Raw genomic sequence first — 21,259 nt, forward strand, 5'->3', positions numbered from 1 at the left:
GAGCCTTAGGAAAAGCCGGGCTGCTTCAGTTTTAGAATAGCCAGTCTCACTCTAACGCGGCTTTTTCCGCATTTCTGTGACGTCGTTCCCGGGAGCAAGGGGGAATGGCATGGGAGGAGGCTTCGTCGAGCCTACCTGAACGGGACAATGCCGGCGCGATCGCGCCGGCATGTTCGGGTGGATTGCCTTTCGCAAGAGCCCGGCGGGCTACTTGTTGCGGGCCAACAGTTCCTTGACGACCTGATCCGTGACCCGTCCATCCGCCGGCAGGCCGACCGATTTCTGAAAGCTCTTCAAGGCGGATACCGTCTTGTCGCCCATGGTGCCGTCAGGAGTGCCGGCATCGAAGCCGTTCTTGTTGAGAATGGCCTGAATGTTGCGAATGGCCTTCTTCATGTCGATGGAGGCCGTGTTCACGCCCTTGCCGGTGGTCCATTCGTCGGGAATGTCGGTGCCGTTGGCCTTGGGATCGGCCGATTGCACCTTCCAGAGATCGACCTTGGCGCGGGCGCCTTCGAGATCCGCCGGTTTCATGGCGTTGGCGACCTCGTCCCGCTTCTGGGCAGCGTCCTTGTCACCGCTCTTCGCCGCGATCGCGAACCACTTGTAGGATTCCTGCAGGTCCTGCTTCACGCCGTTGCCGCGCGCATAGAGGATGGCGAGATTGAACTGGCTGTCGGAGATGCCGAGGTCGGCGGCGCGGATGAACCAGTTCGCAGCGGTGTCGTAGTCCTGCGGTCCGGCCGTGCCCGAGGCATAGAGGACGGCGAGATTGTGCATGGCGCTGGCATTGCCCTGATTGGCCGCCTGTTCGTAATACTGCTTGGCCTTGACGAGATCGCGATCGACGCCGTTGCCCTTCTCGTACATGCTGGCGAGGCGATACTGCGCGGGCGCATAGCCCTTGTCGGCCGAAAGCTGATACCAGTTCGCCGCCTGCTTCATATCGGCCGTAACGCCGCGGCCATCCGTATAGCGCGCGCCGATTTCGAAGAGCGCGACAGGATCGGCCGACTTGGCGGCTGCGACGAGCGATGGCGGCTGGATGCCGTCAGGCACTGCGATCTCCGGAGCTGCCGCAGTGGCGGCGGGAGCCGCAGCGGCTGCCTTGTCCGGCTGGACGAAGGCTGCGGTCTGCTGCGCGGGTGCGGCGCTGCCGGCGGGCGTCAAGGTCTCGGTCGCCGCCTGGTTGCCGTCGAGCGGTGCCGCCGCCGTCAGGTGATCGCTGGCCGGCACCGGTGCCGGATCGACAGGCGCGGCCGCAGGCTGGGCCTCCGCCGTATCGGTTGTTGCGGGTGCGGGTGCGGCGGCCTGGCTTGCGGCGGGCTGCTGATTGCTGTCGGCCGGGTTCGCATTGGCGACGACGTTGCCGGCCGTTGCGTTGGCCGAGGGCGCGACCATCGTCGCGACTTCGGCGGGCGGAGGCGCCTTCTGGCCGCGCGTCAGCGTGTTGACCAGCGGGAAAGCCATGATGGCGAGGAGCGCCGCGCCGATGGCGAGCAGGATCGGCCGGCGGAAGCGCGAGAACGCGCCGCCTTTCTTGGCGTCCTTCTTGGAGGCAGACGTGGAGCGCTGCGTCTGGTCGACTTCCATGGCAGCCGCCTGCGCCGCACGCCGGGCGGCGGCGATGTAGTCGGCCCGTTCGTTTTCGGTCGGCTGGCGGGCGTTTCCACTGCGGGAGGCATTCTGGCTGGCGCGCACGCGCTCCAGGATCTTCTTGATATCGGGCGCGCCCGAGCCTGGCTCCAGCAATTCGTTGGCTTCCTCGCCAGGCATCAGGTCGGCCGGATCGATCGACGGCGCCTGCTCGATCACCGGGCGATCCGGCGGAAAGATCGGCTCCGCCTTTTCCGGCATGAACAAGCGCTTGCCAAGGCTGGCGAAGAGGCTGGTCTTGCCGCTCTTCTTGGCCGCGGCCTTGATTTCCGCCTTCGTATTGGCGTCGATCGCCTCTGCGACCGCTGCTTCGGAAGAGATTGCAGGGGAGGCGCTCGGGGTTTCGGCGGGCGCAACCGTGCGGATGATCGGACCGGACTTCTGCTGCGCAGCCATCGGCGGCCTTATGGCGGGGCCGTCCTCTTCGGCGAAGACGTCGCTTTCGAAGGTCGCAACGGGCATGGCGGCCGTCGGTCTGCGATGTTCCATATGGTCGAGGCGATCTGCGATCTGCAGCAGCGTGTCGTGCAGCGCCTCGAAAGTACGGTGCGTGCGCTCGTCGCTGGAGCGGCTGAGGTCTTCGAGATGACGAAGGTCTTCGGCAAGCGCCGTCAGTGCGGACATGTCGGCGGCCTGGACGCCGTTGCCAAGGCCCTCGCGCGAATAGGCCTCGACGACGGTTTCCGCCGCATGGCGGGCCGCCTCGATGATGTACTCGTCGTTGGTCGCCATATAGTCTTCGATGGCGCTCATCCGCCGATCAAAATCGACGGGGAAATGCTCGGCTGCCGCTGCCCGGGGCTCGTTCGTCAGCAATGTCGAGAGATGGGCGATCTGTTCTTCGAGATTGCGCAGGGCCTGCGTATCCGTGGGCGGTGCCGCGGTGCTGGCCTCAAGGCGTGCCGCGATGTCGGAGAGACGTCCTTCCAGCCGGCGCACCATGCCGTCGTCGATGTTTGCGGCCGGAGCGGGCGGATGGAAATCCATTTCGTCGATGCGGCGGGCGAGATAGTCCAGGCGGTCGGCCAGCACGTTGCCGACCGAACCGTGCTCCAGCGCATCGATCTTGTGGGAGATGTCTGCGAGGTAGGTGACGAGTTCTGGCTGTGGCGCGGCCTTCTGCGAGCGCTCCATCAGATGCGACAGCTGGTCGAGGCGCTCTTCGAGGCGGGCGACGGATTTGGCGCTGCCGAGCTCGTCGATGCGCATGGCGAGCGCTTCGAGACGGCCGGAAAGATCGTCGGCCGGCTGATGCCGGGCGGCGTCGCGGTGCATCAGGTCGATCTGGTCGGCAAGGCCGCTCAAGCGGCCTTCCAGCCGCTGCATGGCCTGGTCCTGCGGCTGCATCATGGAGCCGAGGCTCTCCATCGCGGTTGCGATCGTCAGCAGCTTGTTTTCCAGCGCATGCACGGCCGGGCTGTCGTTCATGCCGCCGAGATGCTGCTTGATGTCGTCAAGGCGATAGGCAAGCGAAACGAGTTCGTCCTGAAGGCCTGACGTATCGATCGCCTTAACGTGGCGTGCGACGTGATGCAGGGATTCCTCGCGGGCAAGCCCGTCCATCAACGAGCGCAGCTCGTCGAATTCGGCTTTCAGGCCGGCGGTTTCCGGCTGCCCGGCGATCTGGTTGATGCTGTCGGCAAGGCGCGCCATGTCTTCGCGGACGTCGGCGACGAAATGCTTGTCCTCGGCGTTTTCGCGGATATCGCGGATTTCGGCGCGCAGCGCGCTGACTTCGCGGGTCACGCTCTCGGCGATGTCGTGTTTGAGGTCCTGGCGAAGGTTGACGAGCGCCTGGGCGATATCGACCGGCGCTTCTGCGGCAGCGGCCCGCATCGGCTGACGCGAGGCATAGGCGTCGGCTGGGCGTCGGGCCGGCTGCGGTTCGGCGTGTGCCATCTCTTCGCGGCGTGCGAGCACCCGCTCGCGGTTAGCCTCCAGCGCACGCTGGCGCTGGCGAATCTCGGCAAGAGGATCCGGACGGGGGTCGATGTCCTGGCGTTCGCTGCGCAGCGGGCGCTCGTAGGATCGGCTGGCATATTGTTCCCGTTCGGGGCGTGGCGGCAGCCGCTCCGGTGCGGCGACCCGTTCGGGTGCGAGTGCGGGCGCATGGCCGACGGCGACACGCTGGCGCGTATCGCGCGAGGCGGCGGTGCCCATCAGCCCCTCGATGCGTGCCTCCAGCCCCTCGATCGTGCGGCTCAGAGCATCCAGCGACGTCCAGTCGCCTGTACCGGTAGGATTTGATCGCGATCCGCTCATGTCTTTTGCTCGCCTTGAACTTTGGACCACCTGGGCCACCGGACTGACAGGAAGAGGAGATCGCGGCATTGCCGCGCCACCCGTATCCCACCACTCGGAAAGGGATAAATGTATTGGCTTTCCTCAAACAGAGCTGCAAGACATCGCGCCCTCAAAGGATAAGTTGAAGAAACGCGAAGCATTGCTGCTCATCTCGTACAATTTACGAAACGTGGTAAACAACTCGTTAAGTTTCGCGGAAGTCTTAACCTTTTATTTCGGTTCTGCGGCCGCAACCCCCGATATTCCTGTGAGCCGGCTATGGCGCCGCCTCCCGGACCAGCGCTTTTGACGGCCTTCGCCCATCAAAAATTCACCACGCAACACGAATTTGACGTTTACGCAAACGTCAATATTTTGTAAGAGTAGCTCAGTGGCCGGAATCTGAGGTCCGGCGGCGAATTGGAGGAATTCGAAAGATGCCAGTCTACAAGGCCCCCGTGAACGATACGCTCTTCGTCCTGAACGATGTGCTCGGGCTGGAGCGCTACAACAATCTTCCGGGTTATGCCGACGCCACGCCCGACATGATCGAGGCGATCGTCGGCGAAGCGGCCAAGATCTCGGAAGAGGTGCTGTTCCCCCTGAATTATTCCGGCGATCAGGAAGGCTGCGTGCGCCATGAGGATGGCACGGTCTCGACGCCGAAGGGCTTCAAGGAAGCCTATCGCGCCTATCGCGAAGGCGGCTGGCTCGGCCTCGCTGTGCCGGAGGAATTCGGCGGCCAGGGGCTCCCCTATGTCCTGCACTGCGCCGTCGGCGAATATACTTCCGCCGCCAACATGTCGCTGATGATGTATCCGGGCCTGACGCAGGGCGCGATCGCGGCGATCCTCGTGCATGGCTCCGACGAACAGAAGCAGACCTATCTGCCGAAGATGGTCGAGGGCACCTGGTCCGGCACCATGAACCTCACCGAGCCGCATTGCGGCACCGATCTCGGCCTGCTGCGCACCAAGGCGGTTCCTCAGGCCGACGGCAGCTACAAGATATCAGGCCAGAAGATCTTCATTTCCGCCGGCGAGCACGACATGACGGACAATATCGTCCATCTCGTTCTTGCCCGCATCGAAGGCGCGCCCGAAGGTACCAAGGGCATCTCCCTGTTCATCGTGCCGAAATTCATGGTGAAGGAAGACGGCTCTCTCGGTGCCCGCAACCCGGTCACCTGCGGGGCGATCGAGCACAAGATGGGTATCCACGGCAACGCGACCTGCGTCATGAACTATGACGAGGCGACGGGCTTCCTGATCGGCGCCGAGAACAAGGGTCTCAACGCCATGTTCGTCATGATGAACGAAGCGCGGCTGGGCGTCGGCCTGCAGGGTCTCTCGATTGCCGAGATCGCCTATCAGAATGCCGCCAACTATGCTCGCGAGCGCATCCAGGGCCGCTCGCTTTCCGGCCCGAAGGCGCCGGACAAGAAGGCGGACCCGATCATCGTCCATCCCGATATCCGCCGTTCGCTGATGACCATCCGCGCCTTCAACGAGGCCGGCCGCGCTTTCCTTCTCTGGACAGCGCTGAAGTCCGATATCGCCCATCGCTCGCCGGACGAAAAGGAACGGCAGTCGGCTGACGATATCCTCGGTCTGGCAACGCCGATCCTCAAGGGCGTGATGACCGACAAGGGCTTCGAGCACGCCGTCATGGCGCAGCAGGTCTTCGGCGGCCACGGCTATATCGAAGAACACGGCATGAGCCAGTATGTTCGCGATGCCCGCATCGCCATGATCTACGAAGGCGCCAACGGCATCCAGGCGCTCGATCTCGTCGGCCGCAAGCTGGCGCTGAACGGCGGCCGCGCCGTCATGGCCTTGTTCAAGGAAATCGGCGACTTCTGCGAGGAGAACCGCAACGACGAGCAGATGGCTTTCTTCACCAAGCATCTGAAGAAGGGCTTGAACGATGTGCAGGCCTCAACCATGTGGTTCATGCAGAATGCCATGGCCAAGCCCGACAATGCCGGCGCCGGCTCGACCGACTACATGCACCTCTTCGGCCTCGTCGTCCTCGGCTATATGTGGGCGAAGATGGTGAAGGCGGCGCAGACAGGCCTTGCGGCGGGCGATACTGCGCGCGAGGATTACCTGAAGAACAAGCTTGTCACGGCACGGTTCTACATGGAGCGCATCATGCCGGAAACGGCGCTGCGCAAGGCCCGCATCGAAACCGGCGCCGACACGATGATGGAGTTGGCAGCGGAAGCCTTTTGACTGGATCCCTTCTCCCCATTGGGGAGAAGGAGAGTTATTGGAAGGCGGCTTGCCGCCGCAGGGAGATGAGACATGACCGAGGTTTTCATTTACGACCATGTGCGCACGCCGCGCGGGCGGGGCAAGAAGGACGGGTCGCTGCACGAAGTGCCCTCCGTGCGCCTCGCCGCCAAGACGCTGGAAGCCATCCGCGACCGCAACGGCCTCGACACAGAAACCGTTGACGACATCATCATGGGTTGCGTCGACCCGGTCATGGAAGCCGGCGCCGTCATCCCGAGGGGTGCTGCCTTCGAAGCGGGCTATTCCACCAAGGCGCCCGGCATGCAGATTTCCCGCTTCTGCGCCTCCGGCCTCGATGCCGTGAATTTCGGCGCGGCCAAGATCGCGCAGGGTGCTGACGATATCGTCATCGCCGGCGGTGTCGAAAGCATGTCGCGCGTCGGCCTCGGCATGTCCGGTGGCGCATGGTTCATGGATCCCTCCGTCAATTTTCCGGCCTATTTCATGCCGCAGGGCGTCTCGGCCGACCTGATCGCCACCAAATACGGTTTCTCGCGCGATGATGTCGACGCCTATGCCGTCGAGAGCCAGAAGCGGGCCGCCAATGCCTGGGCAAAGGGCTACTTCAAGAATTCCGTCATCCCGGTGAAGGATATCAACGGCTTGACCATTCTCGACCGCGACGAGCATATGCGTCCCGGCACGGACATGCAGGCGCTGGCCTCGCTCAACCCCTCGTTCCAGCTGCCGGGCGAAATGGGCGGCTTCGAAGCCGTCGGCATCCAGGCGCATCCGGAAGTGGAGCGGATCAACTACGTCCATCATGCCGGCAACTCCTCCGGCATCGTCGATGGCGCGGCCGCCGTGCTGCTCGGCTCCAAGGCGGGCGGTGAGAGCATTGGTCTGAAGCCGCGCGGCCGCATCAGGGCCTTCGCCAATATTGGCTCCGACCCGGCGCTGATGCTGACCGGTCCCGTCGACGTTACTGAAAAGCTGTTGAAGCGCAGCGGCTTGACGCTCGCCGACATCGATCTGTTCGAGCTCAACGAAGCCTTCGCCGCCGTCGTGCTGCGCTACATGCAGGCCTTCGACATTCCGCATGACAAGATCAACGTCAATGGCGGCGCCATCGCCATGGGTCATCCCCTCGGCGCGACCGGCGCGATGATCCTCGGCACGGTGCTGGACGAGCTGGAGCGTCGTGATCTCAACACCGCGCTGGTCACGCTCTGCATCGGCGCCGGCATGGGCACCGCCACGATCGTCGAACGCGTCTGAGGGAGGGAAAACCAATGGCCTACACGAATTTCACCGTCGAAACGGACGCAGACGGCATCGCGCTCGTCACCTGGGACATGCCCGGCAAGTCCATGAACGTCTTCACCGCCGAAATCCTGGACGAGCTTGGCGCCATCATCGACGCGACCGTCGCCGATGTCGCCGTCAAGGGCGTGGTCTTCACCTCGGGCAAGTCCTCCTTCTCCGGCGGCGCCGACCTGTCGATGATCAAGTCGATGTTCTCCTTCTATCATGAAGAAAAGGCCAGGGATCCGGCGGCGGCCGCGCAGAAGCTCTTCGATCTCGTCGGCCGCATGACCGGCCTGTTCCGCAAGCTCGAAACCTGCGGCAAGCCGTGGGTCTCGGCGATCAACGGCACCTGCATGGGCGGCGCTTTCGAGCTGTCGCTCGCCTGCCACGGCCGCGTCGCTTCCAGCGCCAAGAGCGTCAAGATCGCGCTGCCCGAGGTCAAGGTCGGCATCTTCCCCGGCGCCGGCGGCACGCAGCGCATCCCGCGCCTGACGGACGCTCAGTCGGCGCTGCAGATGATGACGACGGGCCAGTCGCTGACGGCCGCACGCGCCAAGGCGATGAACCTGGTGCATCAGGTGGTCGAGCCGGATCAGCTGATCCCGGCTGCCAAGCAGATGATCAAGGACGGCCTGAAGCCGGTAGCACCTTGGGACGAGAAGGGCTTCAAGGCGCCGGGCGGTGGTATCTGGACGCCTGCCGCAGCCCAGCTCTGGCCGGCAGCCCCCGCCATCCTGCGCCGCGAGACATCGGGCAATTATCCGGCCGCACTCGCCATCCTGAAATGCGTCTACGAAGGCCTGCAGGTTCCCTTCGATACCGGCCTGAAGATCGAGCAGCGCTATTTCACCCATGTGCTGCAGACCACCGAAGCCTATTCGATGATCCGCTCGCTGTTCATCTCCATGCAGGAGCTTGGCAAGGGCGCCCGCCGCCCGGCAGGCCAGCCGAAGACGGAGCTGAAGAAGGTCGGCGTCGTCGGCGCCGGCTTCATGGGCGCTTCCATCGCCTATGTCACCGCAGCCGCCGGCATTCCGGTCACGCTGATTGACCGCGATATCGAGGCGGCAACCAAGGGCAAGAGTGTCGGCGAAGGGCTGGTCAAGGACTCGGTCGGTAAGGGAAGGCTAACGCAGGACGAGGGTGCTGCTTTGCTCGCCCGCATCACGCCGTCGGCCGATTATTCCGATCTGAAGGATGCCGATCTCGTCATCGAGGCGGTGTTCGAGGATCGCGAGGTCAAGAAGGCCGTCATCGAGGCCGTGGAAGCCGTGCTGCCGGCGGGCGCCATCTTCGCCTCCAACACCTCGACGCTGCCGATCACCGGTCTTGCAAAGAATTCCAAGCGTCCGGTCGATTTCATCGGCGTCCATTTCTTCTCGCCGGTCGAGAAGATGATGCTGACCGAAGTCATCCTCGGTAAGGAAACCGGCGATCGTGCCATTGCTGTTGCGCTGGATTACGTCGCCGCCATCAAGAAGACGCCGATCGTCGTCAACGACACGCGCGGCTTCTTCGTCAATCGCTGCGTCTTCCGTTACATCCACGAAGCCTATGACATGCTGATCGAAGGCGTGCCCGCGGCCATGATCGAGAACGCCGCCAAGATGGCCGGCATGCCTGTCGGACCGCTGGCGCTCAACGACGAAGTTGCCATCGACCTGTCCTACAAGATCCTCAAGGCCACTGTCGCCGATCTCGGCGAGAAGGCTGTGGATCCGCGTCACATGCAGTTGGTCACCGGCCTCGTGGAAGGCGAGGGGCGTCTGGGCCGGAAGAATTCCAAGGGCTTCTACGACTATCCGCCGAAGCCGGCCAAGAAATCGCTCTGGCCGGGCCTGAAGGACCTCTATCCGCAGAAGAAGGCCGATGACGTCGATGTCGCCGTGCTGAAGCAGCGCTTCCTCGTCACCATCGCGCTCGAGGCATCCCGCACCATCGAAGAGGGCATCGTCACCGACCCGCGCGAGGCCGATGTCGGCTCCATCCTCGGCTTCGGCTTTGCGCCTTACACCGGCGGCGCGCTGTCCTACATCGACGGCATGGGCGTGAAGGTGTTCGTGGAGCTCTGCGAAAAGCTGGCGGCCGCCTACGGTCCGCATTTCCAGCCGACGGCGCTGCTCAAGGACATGGCCGCGAAGGGCGAGACCTTCTATGGACGCTTCGACCCTTACGGCGCCAAGAAGGCGGCTTGAGGCGACAACCATAGTTGACGGCAAATAAACCGGCCGCTCCTGTCGGGAGCGGCCGTCTTCGTTCGTCCTCTGCTTGAGTTCGTCAAACCGAGGAGAGTGACATGATCGAGATCATCGGCAATCGCGACGAGGCCGAAGCCGTCAATGCTGTGCTTGCAAGCTGGGCTTCGGCTCTCGGCAACAAGGATGCCGCCGGTGTCGTCGGGCATTTGAGCGACGATGTCGTCAGCTTCACGCTTGCGGCGCCTCTGGTGCACAAGGGCAAGGGCGAGAAGGGTCTGGAGGGCTGGTTCTCGACCTGGGAAGGGCCGATCGGCGGCGATGCCGTCGATGCGAGGCTGATCGTCGGCGAGGATGTCGCCTTCTGGACCGGTCTCGTGCACATGACCGGCAGGAAGACCGACGGCGTCGATGTCGATCTATGGTTTCGCCAGACGCTTGGCCTCAGAAAGGAGGCCGGCATCTGGAAGATCGTCCACGAGCATGCATCGGTGCCGTTTGCGATGGACGGAAGCGGCCTCGCCGAGCTTGGGCTTAAACCGTAAGATCTGTCTTACGCAATGCTCAGCGGCTTTTCCCGGCCGGCGCGCAAGGCAAAGACGCCCCAGCCGACCAGCAGCAGGATCGCCGCCGCGTAGATATCGGCGGCCTCGGCAAACCCGAGCGCCTTCGAGAGAAAGCCTGCCAGAATGGCGGGCACGCTGAAGGCGAGATAGCTCTGGATGTAGAAGGCCGAAAGCAGCCCGGCGCGCTCGTCGGGCTTTGCCAGTGGCATGATGCTTCTCACCGTGCCAAGGAAGGTCGCCCCGAAGCCGGCGCCGGCGATCACGGTTCCGACGGCGAGGATCGACACCTCGGCCGCATGCACGCCGGCAATCACGGTCAACACGCCGAGCGTCATGCTCGCTATACCGAACTTCATGGCGGTTGCGGCCGATCTCCTGCGCAGCAGGAACACGGCCGCAGCGCCGCTGATTGTCAAGGCTGCGACGACGGAGCCGCCGACCAGGGGCATCGTGCTGCCGGTCGTCGCGCTCACGAGCGAGGGCACCAGCGACAGATAGAAGCCGCCAAGCGCCCATACGGCGACATTGATCGGCGTCAGCGCCAGCAGCGTGCGGCGCACCTGCGGCGGAACGGCGACCTCAGGCTTCAGCGACGCGAGCAGCCCGCTTCGGCGCTGCGTCGTCTCCGGCACCAGCCAGAGCAGCACCCCCTGCAGGACGAGAAGGGCGAGCGTGATGATATAGACGAGCAGCATCGGCGCTGGTGCGAACTGCACCAGCAGGCTGGTGCCGAGCGCGCCGACGGCCATGCCGGCAAGCGGCGCGAGGCTATTGGTGATCGACCCCTTGATCGGATCGAGATCGACGAGGGCGGCGCCGATGGAGCTCGCCGCAGCGCCCGTTGCCAGGCCCTGCACGATGCGGGCGGCAATCAGCCAATCCGGGCCTTCGGCCATTAAAAACAGTGCCATCGCCACCATATTGAGGAGGATCGACGCGAAGATCACCGGACGGCGGCCGAGATGGTCTGAAATCGAGCCGACGATGAGCAGCGCGGCGAGGAGGGCGAAGGCATAGACGGCGAAGATCACCGTGATCAGCACCGGTGAGAAGGCGAAGGCCTGCTGGTAAAGGCGATACAGCGGCGTCGGTGCGGAGGAGGCGGCAAAGAACAACGCGCTGGTGGCGGCGTAATAGAGCGGCGCCAGGCGTCTGGCCGATGAAATCGGCGCGCTGGCGGTGGAATCGAGAGAGGTCATCGACTATATCCTAGCTTAAAGCTAAAAGATTGCGTTAGGCAGATATAAGTCGCCCGATGAACAAAAGCAAATAATTTGCGTTAGTGGGTGGCGCATGGTCGCTTGCGATCGGCAAAAAGGGAAAGATTGGCAAAGGCTTATGAGCTACAGAGAAAATCCCCGCCCCGGCGGGCGCAGCGCCAGGGTGCAGGCAGCGGTGCATCAATCCGTCCGCGATATGCTGGCAACGATGGACCGCGCCGACGTCACGATCCCCCTGATCGCGCAGCGCGCCAATGTCACGCCGTCGACGATCTATCGCCGCTGGGGCGATCTTCAGGAGTTGCTGGCCGATGTGGCAGCCTCGCGCCTGCAGCCGGAAAGCGAGCCGGCCAGGATCGGCAGTGCCCGCCAGGATCTGGAGGTCTGGGTCGAGCAATATGCCGATGAAATGGCCTCCGGCGTCGGGCGGCAGATGCTGCGCGACGTTCTTTCCGCTGCCGACGGAGCAAATGCGGAACGATGCAGCGGCTACACGCAGCACCAACTCGCTGCCCTGATCGCGCGGGCGCAGAAATCTGGCGAGCCCTTTCCGACCCAGGCCGAACTGATGGATCATGTCATCTCGCCGATCATCTACCGTATTCTTTTCGATCAGGCGCCCGGTGCGGATTATGTGCGTGAACTCATCGCAAAAGTGATGCCGCAAAGTTGAAGCACTGTCGCTCATGGCGAACGACTCAAGGCAGATGCCTTCAAATCTAGTATCCGGAAAATTCCGCGGCGTTGCTCGCAACCGACGAACAAATAGCTGCGGATATGCACGGGTAAATTGACTAACCCACGGAATCATCTTGGGATATTCGCGCCTACGTGACGTTTCCTGCCAATTTGCTGTTGAAAAACAAAGCAAAAGATGATGCTAATCATCATTAGTGAATTCAACGGCAACGCGAAGGGGACTGCTCAATGCTTAATGAATTCAAGGCATTTATCGCGCGTGGCAACGTCATGGATCTCGCGGTCGGCGTGATCATCGGCGGTGCTTTCGGCGGTATCGTGAAATCGCTGGTTGACGATATCATCATGCCGATCGTCGGCGCGATTTTCGGCGGCTTCGATTTCTCGAACTACTTCATCGGCCTCGCCTCCGGGGTCAACGCACCGACGCTTGCCGCGGCCCGCGCCCAGGGCGCGGTTCTCGCCTACGGCAGCTTCATTACTGTCCTGATCAACTTCCTGATCCTCGCCTGGATCATCTTCCTTATGGTCAAGGGCGTGAATGCGCTGCAGACCCAGGTCGCGCGCAAGGAAGAGAAGGTTGCCGAGGCAGCGCCGCCGCCGGCTGACGTTCAGCTGCTGACGGAAATTCGCGACCTCCTCGCCAAGCGCTGATAGGCTCAGCTCAATGTTTTTAAAAGCCTCGGTCCCGCAAGGGCCGGGGCTTTATTCATCACCAAAATCGATCGGTCACTAAGGCAAAGTCATGGGATTTGTCCGCCGCTCTGCTTTATGAAGGCAGAAACCGGAGACTTTGCATGTCGATACTTGATAGCCTCAGCCCGCGGGCACTCGCAGCACCCGAAAGCGGGATCGTCGAAGTGGTCAATTATGCCCGCGGCCGCGAAGGCCTGCTGCCGCTTTGGGTCGGCGAGGGCGATCTGCCGACGCCGGATTTCATCAACCGCGCCGCCATGGCTTCGCTCAACGCCGGCGAGACCTTCTACACCTGGCAGCGCGGTATCCCCGAACTGCGCCAGGCACTCGCCGATTATTACGGCCGGCATTTCGGCACCTCCCTGCCGATGGAGCATTTCTACGTCGTCGGCTCCGGTATGCAGGCGATCCAGCTTTCCGTGCAGGCGATCACCTCTCCCGGTGACGAAATGGTCTATCTGTCTCCCGCCTGGCCGAATATCGCCGCCGCGCTGGAGATATCGGGCGCGCGCTCGGTCGCCGTGCCGCTGCAGTTCGAACATGGCAAATGGACGCTCGACCTCGGCCGTCTGGAGGCGGCGATCACGCCGAGGACCAAGGGGCTCTTTATCAATACCCCGTCCAACCCGACCGGCTGGACGGCGACCCATCAGGATCTCCGCGATATTCTGGCACTGGCGCGCAAGCATGATCTCTGGATCATGGCCGACGAAATCTATGCGCTGTACTATTATGCCGGCGGCCGCGCGCCGAGCTTCCTTGATGTCAAGGAAGCCGACGACAAGATCCTTTTCGTCAATTCCTTCTCGAAGAACTGGTCGATGACCGGCTGGCGCGTCGGCTGGATCGTCGCCCCGGCCGAGCTTGGGCAGGTGATCGAGAACCTCGTGCAATATTCGACATCGGGCGTTGCGCAATTCATGCAGAAGGGTGCGGTCGCGGCGCTGAACGAGGGCGACGATTTCGTCCGCTCCAACATCGCCAAGGCGACCCGCGCGCGCGACATCCTCTGCGACGCGCTGATCGCCACCAATCGCGTGCAGACGCTGAAGCCGGATGGCGCGCTCTATTCCTTCCTCAAGATCGATGGCGTGACCGACAGCCGCAAGGCCGCCATCGACATCGTCGACAAGACCGGCGTCGGCCTTGCGCCCGGAACGGCCTTCGGCAAGGGCGGCGAGCTGTTCATGCGCGCCTGCTTCCTGCGCGATCCGGCGCAGGTCGCCGATGCGGCGGAGAAGTTGAGCCGGTATATTTTGGATTTGTAGGGACGGCCGGTGCGCCGCAGCTGGCAGCTTTCGACTTGGATGGTCCGCACCCCCCTCTGTCACCAAGTGACAGAGGGGGTGAATACTCTCCAAGTCCATCAAAATTGCCGTCGCGCACCCGATCGATAAAATGCAATCGATCCACGAAATCCCGTCCTAACCATCCCGGCAATCTTTCCCGCTCGCCTGTCCGCTTTTAATCAATTTCGCAGGGGAGGCGGTCCCATATGGTGTCGATGAGACTTGGCGGGGACGCGAAGAATGACGGTGTTGGTGACGGGCGGAGCCGGCTATATCGGTAGCCACATGGTCTGGAGATTGCTGGACGCGGGCGAGGACGTCGTGGTTCTCGATCGCCTCTCCACAGGTTTTCGCTGGGCGGTTCCGCCGGCTGCCCGCTTCTATCTCGGCGATATCGCGGACGAAGCGCTGCTGCAGATGATTTTCGCCGAGAACGACATAGAGGCCATCATCCATTTTGCCGGCTCGGCCGTGGTGCCGACGTCGATCGAGGATCCGCTGGCATACTATGAGAACAATACCGGCAAGACGCGCATCCTCATGAGCGCCGCCGTCAGGGCCGGCATCCGCCATTTCGTCTTCTCCTCCACGGCCGCGGTTTACGGTCAGCAGCCCGCGGATCGGCCGGTCAGCGAAACCGCGCCGCTGCGTCCGGAATCGCCCTATGGTCAATCCAAGCTGATGTCCGAGCTGATGCTGCGCGATGCCGCGGCAGCCTATGATTTCCGCTATGTGGCGCTGCGCTATTTCAATGTTGCCGGCGCCGATCCGCTCGGACGGGCGGGCCAGTCGACCGACGGCGCCACCCATCTCATCAAGGTCGCCTGCGAGGCGGCCCTTGGCCGCCGTCGTCAGGTGGATATTTACGGCACCGATTATGCGACGCATGACGGCACCGGTGTTCGCGACTACATCCACGTCAGCGATCTTGCGGAAGCACATCTGACGGCGTTGCGGCATCTGCGCAGCGGCGGCCGCTCCCTGGTTGCCAATTGCGGCTACGGCCAGGGCTACTCCGTGCTTGACGTGCTCAATATGGTCATGCGCGTCTACGGCCGTGCCTTTCGCATCCACATTGCTCCGCGCCGGCCGGGCGACATGGCCAGCGTCGTTGCCGATGCGACGCTTGCTCGTCGCGAACTGGGCTGGACGCCCACATACAATTCCCTGGAAACGATCGTCCGTTCGGCGCTGGATTGGGAGCTTCGCCTTGCCGAGCGCGCCGGGTTCGACGCCGCCGGGCTCAACAAGATCTACGCCGCCCCGAGCATCCTGTAACGGGACGGGCGGCTTCAGCTTTCCGTGCCTCTCCAGGGTCCCAGAAAAGCCGGCGCATTCCGATGCACCGCATCCATCAGGAAATCGATGACGGTGCGCACGCGCGGCGACTGGCGCAGGTCGCGGTGGCAGGTGATCCAGTAGTGGCGCCTGAGATCCACCTCCTGCGGCAGGACCACCTGCAGATCCGGGTGCTTGCCGGCGATGAAGAACGGCAGCACGCAGAGCCCCTGGCCGTTCTTCGTCGCGGTCAGCTGCGCAAAGATGCTCGAGCTCTGGAACTGCGGCTTGATGCGCGGGTGCACGTCGCCGAGATAGTCCAGGCCCGGCGCGAAGATCATGTCCTCGATATAGCCGACGAAGGCGAAATCCGGCAGGTCGTCGCGGCTTCCGATCGGCGGATGGCGGGCGAGATAATCGCGCGATCCGTAGACCTGCAGGTGATAGTCGGTGAGCTTCTCGGTAAAATAAGGCCCGGCCTTCGGCGGGTCGAGCACGATGACGATATCGGCCTCCTTGCGCGAAAGCGACATGATCTGCTGGATGGTGATCAACTCCAGCGAAATGTTCGGATGCCGGGCGGTGAATTCGGGCAGGACGCCGGTGAAGAAGAAGTTTGAAAATCCTTCCGGCGCGCTGATGCGGACAACGCCGCGCTGTGCCGCCGATCCGGCGGAAAGATCGGTGCGAAGACGCTCGGTTTCCTGCTCCATGCGTTCGGCGGTGTCGACGAAGCGCTGCCCCATTGATGTCAGCATGTAGCCGCGCGGATTGCGCTCGAAGAGCTTGACCTTGAGGGCGAATTCCAGCCGGTCGATGCGGCGCGAAACGGTGGCATGGCTGGTGCGCAGCTGTCGCGCCGCGGTTGAAAGCTGCCCGGTCCGCGCGACGGCGAGAAAGAACTGCAGATCGTCCCAGGTGAAGTGCGGCGTGTTCCTCATGCTTCCCCTTTCTGTTCAAAAATGAACAGACGCTGTTTGGAATTAATTGCAATCGCGACTTGCGTCAACGCGTGAATTCCGTGATCCTGCGCCCGGGAAAAGTCGTTTTGAGGAAAGCGGCTGGCCAATTCTGAACAGATTCGTTTTTGCCAAATCTCTGGGAGGAGAGGACATGCGAAAGAGTCTCATTGCATCCCTGGCATTTCTGCTTGCAACCGGCACCGCGGCCTTCGCCGACGGTGCATCCGATGGTGTCGTCAAGATCGGCATCCTCAACGACCAGTCCGGCGTCTATGCGGACTTCGGCGGTAAATCGTCGGTAGAGGCCGCCAAGATGGCCGCGGAGGATTTCGGCGGCAAGGTTCTCGGCGTTCCGATCGAGATCGTCGATGCCGACCACCAGAACAAGCCCGATATCGCCTCCAACATCGCCCGCCAATGGTATGACCAGGATAAGGTCGACGCCATCATGGAGCTGACGACCTCTTCCGTTGCGCTGGCCGTGCAGGCCGTCGCCAAGGAAAAGAAGAAGATCGATATCGTCACCGGCGCCGCCACGACGGATCTCACCGGCTCGCAATGCTCGCCCTATGGCTTCCATTGGGCCTATGACACGCATGCGCTCGCTGTCGGCACCGGCGGCGCCCTGGTCAAGCAGGGCGGCGATACCTGGTTCTTCCTGACGGCGGACTATGCCTTCGGCTACTCGCTCGAGCAGCAGACCGGCGATTTCGTCAAGGCGAACGGCGGCAAGATTTTGGGCTCCGTCCGTCATCCGCTGTCGACGAATGATTTCTCGTCCTTCCTGCTGCAGGCGCAGTCGTCGGGCGCCAAGGTCATCGGTCTTGCCAATGCAGGCCTCGACACGTCAAACGCCATCAAGCAGGCCTCGGAATTCGGCATCACCCAGGGCGGCCAGCATCTGGCGGCGCTGCTCTTCACGCTTGCCGAAGTCCACGGTCTCGGCCTGCAGGCGGCGCAGGGGCTGACGCTGACGGAAGGCTACTACTGGAACCTCGACGACAAGAGCCGCGAATTCGGCAAGCGCTTCTTTGCCCGCACCGGCAAGATGCCGAACATGATCCACGCCGGCACCTATTCCGCTGTCATGCAATATCTGAAGGCGGTGCAGAAGGCCGGCACGGACGATACCGAGGCCGTTGCCAAGGAACTGCACGAAATGCCTGTCGACGATTTCTTCGGCCGCGGCGGCACGGTCGGCGCCAACGGCCGCATGATCCACGACATGTATCTGCTTCAGGTCAAGAAGCCGGAAGAGAGCAAGGAGCCGTGGGACTATTTCAACGTGCTGGCGACCATTCCTGGCAAGGAAGCCTATATCGACCCGGCCAAGAGCGGCTGCGATCTCGTCAAGCAATAGGGCTGCGACAAGCCCATGGCGATGTCAGCGACACATCAGCAGGAAGAGCCCCGGGTAGTCCTATCCGCCCGGGGATTGCGTCGCGATTTCGGAGGCTTCACCGCCGTCAAGAATGTCGATCTCGACGTGCATCATGCCCGCGTCCATGCGCTGATCGGTCCGAACGGCGCCGGCAAGACGACGGTGTTCAATCTGCTCACCAAATTCCTGCAGCCGACGCATGGCACGATCACGCTGCTTGGCACCGACATCACCCGAACGAGGCCCGACAAGGTCGCGCGCATGGGCCTCGTGCGTTCCTTCCAGATTTCGGCCGTCTTTCCGCACCTGACGGTTCTGGACAATGTCCGCGTCGCCCTGCAGCGGCCGGGTAATCTCGCGCACCAGTTCTGGCGGCCGCTCTCGGCTCTCGACAGCCTCAATGCCCGCGCCGAACAGCTGCTCGCCTCCGTGGGGCTCTCGAAGGAGCGCGATGCCATCGCCGCCGATCTTTCCTATGGACGCAAGCGCGTGCTCGAGATAGCGACGACGCTTGCGCTCGATCCGAAGGTGTTGCTGCTGGACGAGCCGATGGCCGGCATGGGGCTGGAGGATGTGAAGACCGTCTCCGCCATCATCCGCGATGTTGCGCGCGACAGGGCTGTGCTCATGGTGGAGCACAATCTCTCTGTCGTTGCCGATATCTGCCATCATGTCACAGTCCTGCAGCGCGGCGAGATCCTGGCCCAGGGCGATTACGCTACCGTCAGCCGGGATCCTCGCGTTCGCGAAGCCTATATGGGCACGGAGGAGGCTTGACGATGGCGCCGCTGCTGGAAGTTCAAGGCCTCAATGCCTGGTATGGCGAAAGCCATATCCTGCATGGCGTCGACATGGCGGTGGGCGAGGGCGAAACCATCACCATCCTCGGCCGCAACGGCGTCGGCAAGACGACGACGCTGCGCACCATCGTCGGCATCGTCCGTGCCCGCAAGGGCAGGATCACCTTCGCCGGCAAGGACATGATGCAGGTGCCGCTGCACAGGACGGCGCATCAGGGCATCGGCTTCGTGCCAGAAGAGCGCGGCATCTTCTCGACGCTCAGCGTCTATGAAAACCTGATGCTGCCGCCGGTTGTCGCCCCCGGCGGCATGACGCTCGACGAGATCTTCGAGCTGTTTCCTAATCTGCACGAGCGGCGCAACAGCGTCGGCACCAGGCTTTCCGGCGGCGAGCAGCAGATGCTCGCCATGGCCCGCATCCTGCGCACCGGCGTCCGCATGCTGCTGCTCGACGAGCCGACCGAGGGCCTCGCGCCCGTCATCGTCCAGCGCATCGGCGAAGTCCTGCAGACGCTCAAAGGCCGCGGCATGACCATATTGCTCGTCGAGCAGAATTTCCGTTTCGCCAGCCGGATTGCCGATCGCTTCTATCTGATGGATCATGGCCGGATGGTTTCGGAATTCCCGGTCGGCGAATTGCCTGAGCGTATGGACATGCTGCACAAGGTTCTGGGGGTCTGAGCCATGACGACGATATTCGGCATCCCCGCCCAGGCTCTTCTCGGTCAGCTGCTGATCGGTCTCATCAACGGCTCCTTCTATGCGCTGCTGAGCCTCGGTCTCGCGATCATCTTCGGCATGTTGCGGGTGATCAATTTCGCCCATGGCGCGCTTTACATGCTTGGCGCCTTCACGGCCTATCTGCTGCTCACCTATGCCGGCATCGGCTACTGGCCGGCGCTCATCGTCGCGCCGCTGATCGTCGGCCTGTTCGGCGCCTTGGTCGAGAGGTTCTGCCTGCGTCAACTCTACAAGATCGATCCGCTCTACGGATTGCTCTTCACCTTCGGCATGGCGCTGACGATCGAGGGGACGTTCCGCTATCTCTACGGCTCATCCGGCCAGCCCTATTCCGTTCCGGCGGAATTGGCGGGCGCGAAAAATATCGGCTTCATGTTCCTGCCCGTCTATCGCGGCTGGGTGGTCATCGCCTCGATGATCGTCTGCATCGGAACCTGGCTTCTGATCGAGAAGACCAAGCTCGGCGCCTATCTCCGTGCCGCGACCGAGAATTCCACACTCGTGCAGGTGTTCGGCGTCAACGTGCCTGTGCTTCTGACGCTGACCTACGGCTTCGGCGTGGCGCTCGCCGCCTTTGCCGGCGTGCTGGCCGCGCCGATCTACCAGGTCTCGCCGCTGATGGGATCGAACATGATCATCATCGTCTTTGCCGTGGTCGTCGTCGGCGGCATGGGCTCGATCATGGGGGCGATCGTGACGGGCTACATGCTTGGCATTGCCGAGGGCCTGACCAAGGTCTTCTATCCGGAAGCGTCGAATATCGTCATCTTCGTCATCATGGCGATCGTGCTGCTCTTCAGGCCCGCGGGCCTCTTCGGTCGGGATGCGTGATATGGTGGACCTGATCACATTGGCCTCCAGAGGGCGCCCGAAGTTTTCGGTACAGAAGCTGTTGCTGGTCCTCGGCCTCGTCGGGCTGATCTGGGCGCCGTTCTTCGTCTACCCGATCTTCGTCATGAAGGTGCTCTGCTTCGCGCTATTCGCCTGCGCCTTCAATCTTCTGCTCGGCTATGCCGGCCTGCTTTCCTTCGGTCACGCCACCTTCTTCGGCGGTGCGGCCTATTTTACGGCCTACGCCGTGAAGGAATGGGGTCTCCCGCCCGAACTCGGCATTCTGATCGGCGTCGCCGGCGCCGCGCTGCTCGGCCTCGTCATGGGCTTCGTCGCCATCCGCAGGCAGGGCATCTATTTCGCCATGATCACGCTGGCGCTGTCCTACATGTTCTATTTCTTCTGCCTGCAGGCGGAGTTCACCCATGGCGAGGACGGCATTCAGTCGGTGCCACGCGGCTATCTCTTCGGCGTTCTCGATCTCAACAACTCTTTCAACATGTATTATTTCGTCCTCGCCGTCTTCCTGATCGGCGTGCTGATCATCTGGCGGTTCATCAATTCGCCCTTCGGCATGATCCTGAAATCGATCCGCGAAAACGAGCAGCGGGCGATCTCGCTCGGCTATTCCGTCGCGCGCTACAAGCTCGGCGCTTTCGTCATGTCGGCGGCCCTGGCGGGGCTTGCCGGCGCGGTCAAGGCGCTGGTCTTCCAGTTCGCGACGCTGACCGATGTCGCCTGGCAGATGTCCGGCGAGGTCATCCTCATGACCCTGCTTGGCGGTATCGGCACGCTGATCGGCCCGCTTTTCGGCGCGGGGTTCGTAGCGACGCTGGAAAACTATCTCGCGACCTCGGAATTCCCGGTCACCATCATCACCGGCATCGTCTTCATGGTTTGCGTCCTGCTCTTCCGCCGCGGCGTCGTCGGCGAATTCTATGCCTCGCGGCTGGGACGGAAGCTGGGGTTCGAATATCGGCGGTGACCGCTTGATTGTCCTTCTCCCCGTCCTGAGCTTGTCGAAGGGGCGGGGAGAAGGTGCCCGAAGGGCGGATGAGGGGCCCGTACGGACTTCCAGCGAATGCTGAATTTGCCGGGCATTCCCGCCCCTCACCCT

17 protein-coding genes are annotated in these 21,259 nt (G+C 62.8%); 14 read left to right on the plus strand and 3 right to left on the minus strand.

The window, feature by feature from the left end:
* Positions 1 to 207: 207 nt before the first annotated feature.
* Positions 208 to 3,918: a peptidoglycan-binding protein gene (locus ACQZ6J_RS08705; RefSeq protein ID WP_449083404.1), complete on the minus strand. Its 3,711-nt coding sequence runs from the start codon at positions 3,916 to 3,918 to the stop codon at positions 208 to 210.
* Here ACQZ6J_RS08705 and ACQZ6J_RS08710 point away from each other — a divergent pair.
* The 5 genes from ACQZ6J_RS08710 to ACQZ6J_RS08730 all read left to right on the plus strand — a co-directional run bounded on the left by ACQZ6J_RS08710 (position 3,917) and on the right by ACQZ6J_RS08730 (position 10,224).
* Positions 3,917 to 4,249 carry a hypothetical protein gene (locus tag ACQZ6J_RS08710; RefSeq protein WP_449083406.1) on the plus strand — a complete coding sequence of 111 codons (333 nt, stop codon included), beginning with the start codon at positions 3,917 to 3,919 and terminating at the stop codon, positions 4,247 to 4,249. The two genes, ACQZ6J_RS08705 and ACQZ6J_RS08710, sit on opposite strands and share 2 nt — an antisense overlap.
* A gap of 127 nt (positions 4,250 to 4,376) precedes the next feature.
* Positions 4,377 to 6,173, plus strand: a complete 1,797-nt coding sequence (locus tag ACQZ6J_RS08715) for an acyl-CoA dehydrogenase C-terminal domain-containing protein (RefSeq protein ID WP_449083408.1) — start codon at positions 4,377 to 4,379, stop codon at positions 6,171 to 6,173.
* A 72-nt stretch (positions 6,174 to 6,245) separates the two neighbouring features.
* Positions 6,246 to 7,454 (plus strand): acetyl-CoA C-acetyltransferase, encoded by a 1,209-nt coding sequence (locus ACQZ6J_RS08720; protein WP_449083410.1) that lies wholly within the window; start codon positions 6,246 to 6,248, stop codon positions 7,452 to 7,454.
* A 14-nt stretch (positions 7,455 to 7,468) separates the two neighbouring features.
* Positions 7,469 to 9,679, plus strand: coding sequence for a 3-hydroxyacyl-CoA dehydrogenase NAD-binding domain-containing protein (locus tag ACQZ6J_RS08725; protein WP_449083412.1), 2,211 nt, complete (start codon positions 7,469 to 7,471; stop codon positions 9,677 to 9,679).
* A gap of 101 nt (positions 9,680 to 9,780) precedes the next feature.
* On the plus strand, positions 9,781 to 10,224 hold the full coding sequence (locus tag ACQZ6J_RS08730) for a YybH family protein (protein WP_449083414.1): 444 nt from the start codon (positions 9,781 to 9,783) through the stop codon (positions 10,222 to 10,224).
* Positions 10,225 to 10,232: 8 nt separating this feature from the next.
* Here ACQZ6J_RS08730 and ACQZ6J_RS08735 read toward each other — a convergent pair whose 3' ends face one another.
* Positions 10,233 to 11,444 (minus strand): MFS transporter, encoded by a 1,212-nt coding sequence (locus ACQZ6J_RS08735; RefSeq protein ID WP_449083416.1) that lies wholly within the window; start codon positions 11,442 to 11,444, stop codon positions 10,233 to 10,235.
* A 139-nt stretch (positions 11,445 to 11,583) separates the two neighbouring features.
* Here ACQZ6J_RS08735 and ACQZ6J_RS08740 point away from each other — a divergent pair, with 139 nt between their 5' ends.
* The 4 genes from ACQZ6J_RS08740 (at position 11,584) to galE (ending at position 15,427) form a co-directional block, all read left to right on the plus strand.
* Entirely contained in the window at positions 11,584 to 12,138 is a 555-nt protein-coding gene (locus ACQZ6J_RS08740; RefSeq protein ID WP_449083418.1) for a TetR/AcrR family transcriptional regulator C-terminal ligand-binding domain-containing protein, read from the plus strand.
* A gap of 254 nt (positions 12,139 to 12,392) precedes the next feature.
* Positions 12,393 to 12,818 carry a large conductance mechanosensitive channel protein MscL gene (gene mscL, locus ACQZ6J_RS08745; RefSeq protein WP_163984740.1) on the plus strand — a complete coding sequence of 142 codons (426 nt, stop codon included), beginning with the start codon at positions 12,393 to 12,395 and terminating at the stop codon, positions 12,816 to 12,818.
* A gap of 143 nt (positions 12,819 to 12,961) precedes the next feature.
* Positions 12,962 to 14,128, plus strand: coding sequence for a pyridoxal phosphate-dependent aminotransferase (locus tag ACQZ6J_RS08750; protein ID WP_449083420.1), 1,167 nt, complete (start codon positions 12,962 to 12,964; stop codon positions 14,126 to 14,128).
* Positions 14,129 to 14,389: 261 nt separating this feature from the next.
* Complete coding sequence (gene galE / locus ACQZ6J_RS08755; protein WP_449083422.1) at positions 14,390 to 15,427, plus strand: UDP-glucose 4-epimerase GalE; 1,038 nt, start codon at positions 14,390 to 14,392, stop codon at positions 15,425 to 15,427.
* A gap of 14 nt (positions 15,428 to 15,441) precedes the next feature.
* Here galE and ACQZ6J_RS08760 read toward each other — a convergent pair whose 3' ends face one another.
* Positions 15,442 to 16,368 carry a LysR family transcriptional regulator gene (locus ACQZ6J_RS08760; RefSeq protein WP_449083424.1) on the minus strand — a complete coding sequence of 309 codons (927 nt, stop codon included), beginning with the start codon at positions 16,366 to 16,368 and terminating at the stop codon, positions 15,442 to 15,444.
* Between the two features lie 172 nt (positions 16,369 to 16,540).
* On the opposite strand from ACQZ6J_RS08760, the gene ACQZ6J_RS08765 reads away from it, so the two are divergent.
* From ACQZ6J_RS08765 to ACQZ6J_RS08785, 5 genes are read left to right on the plus strand one after another with little or no spacing between them, the layout of a single operon-like run.
* Complete coding sequence (locus ACQZ6J_RS08765; protein ID WP_449083426.1) at positions 16,541 to 17,749, plus strand: ABC transporter substrate-binding protein; 1,209 nt, start codon at positions 16,541 to 16,543, stop codon at positions 17,747 to 17,749.
* 15 nt (positions 17,750 to 17,764) lie between these two features.
* Positions 17,765 to 18,547: an ABC transporter ATP-binding protein gene (locus ACQZ6J_RS08770; RefSeq protein ID WP_449083428.1), complete on the plus strand. Its 783-nt coding sequence runs from the start codon at positions 17,765 to 17,767 to the stop codon at positions 18,545 to 18,547.
* Positions 18,548 to 18,549: 2 nt separating this feature from the next.
* Complete coding sequence (locus ACQZ6J_RS08775; protein ID WP_449083430.1) at positions 18,550 to 19,251, plus strand: ABC transporter ATP-binding protein; 702 nt, start codon at positions 18,550 to 18,552, stop codon at positions 19,249 to 19,251.
* A gap of 3 nt (positions 19,252 to 19,254) precedes the next feature.
* Positions 19,255 to 20,142, plus strand: coding sequence for a branched-chain amino acid ABC transporter permease (locus tag ACQZ6J_RS08780; protein WP_163984733.1), 888 nt, complete (start codon positions 19,255 to 19,257; stop codon positions 20,140 to 20,142).
* Position 20,143: 1 nt separating this feature from the next.
* The gene (locus ACQZ6J_RS08785; protein ID WP_163984732.1) at positions 20,144 to 21,127 is read left to right on the plus strand and encodes a branched-chain amino acid ABC transporter permease; all 984 of its coding nucleotides are present in this window, start codon (positions 20,144 to 20,146) and stop codon (positions 21,125 to 21,127) included.
* Positions 21,128 to 21,259: the final 132 nt, after the last annotated feature.

The organism is Rhizobium sp. A37_96 (genome assembly GCF_053521765.1).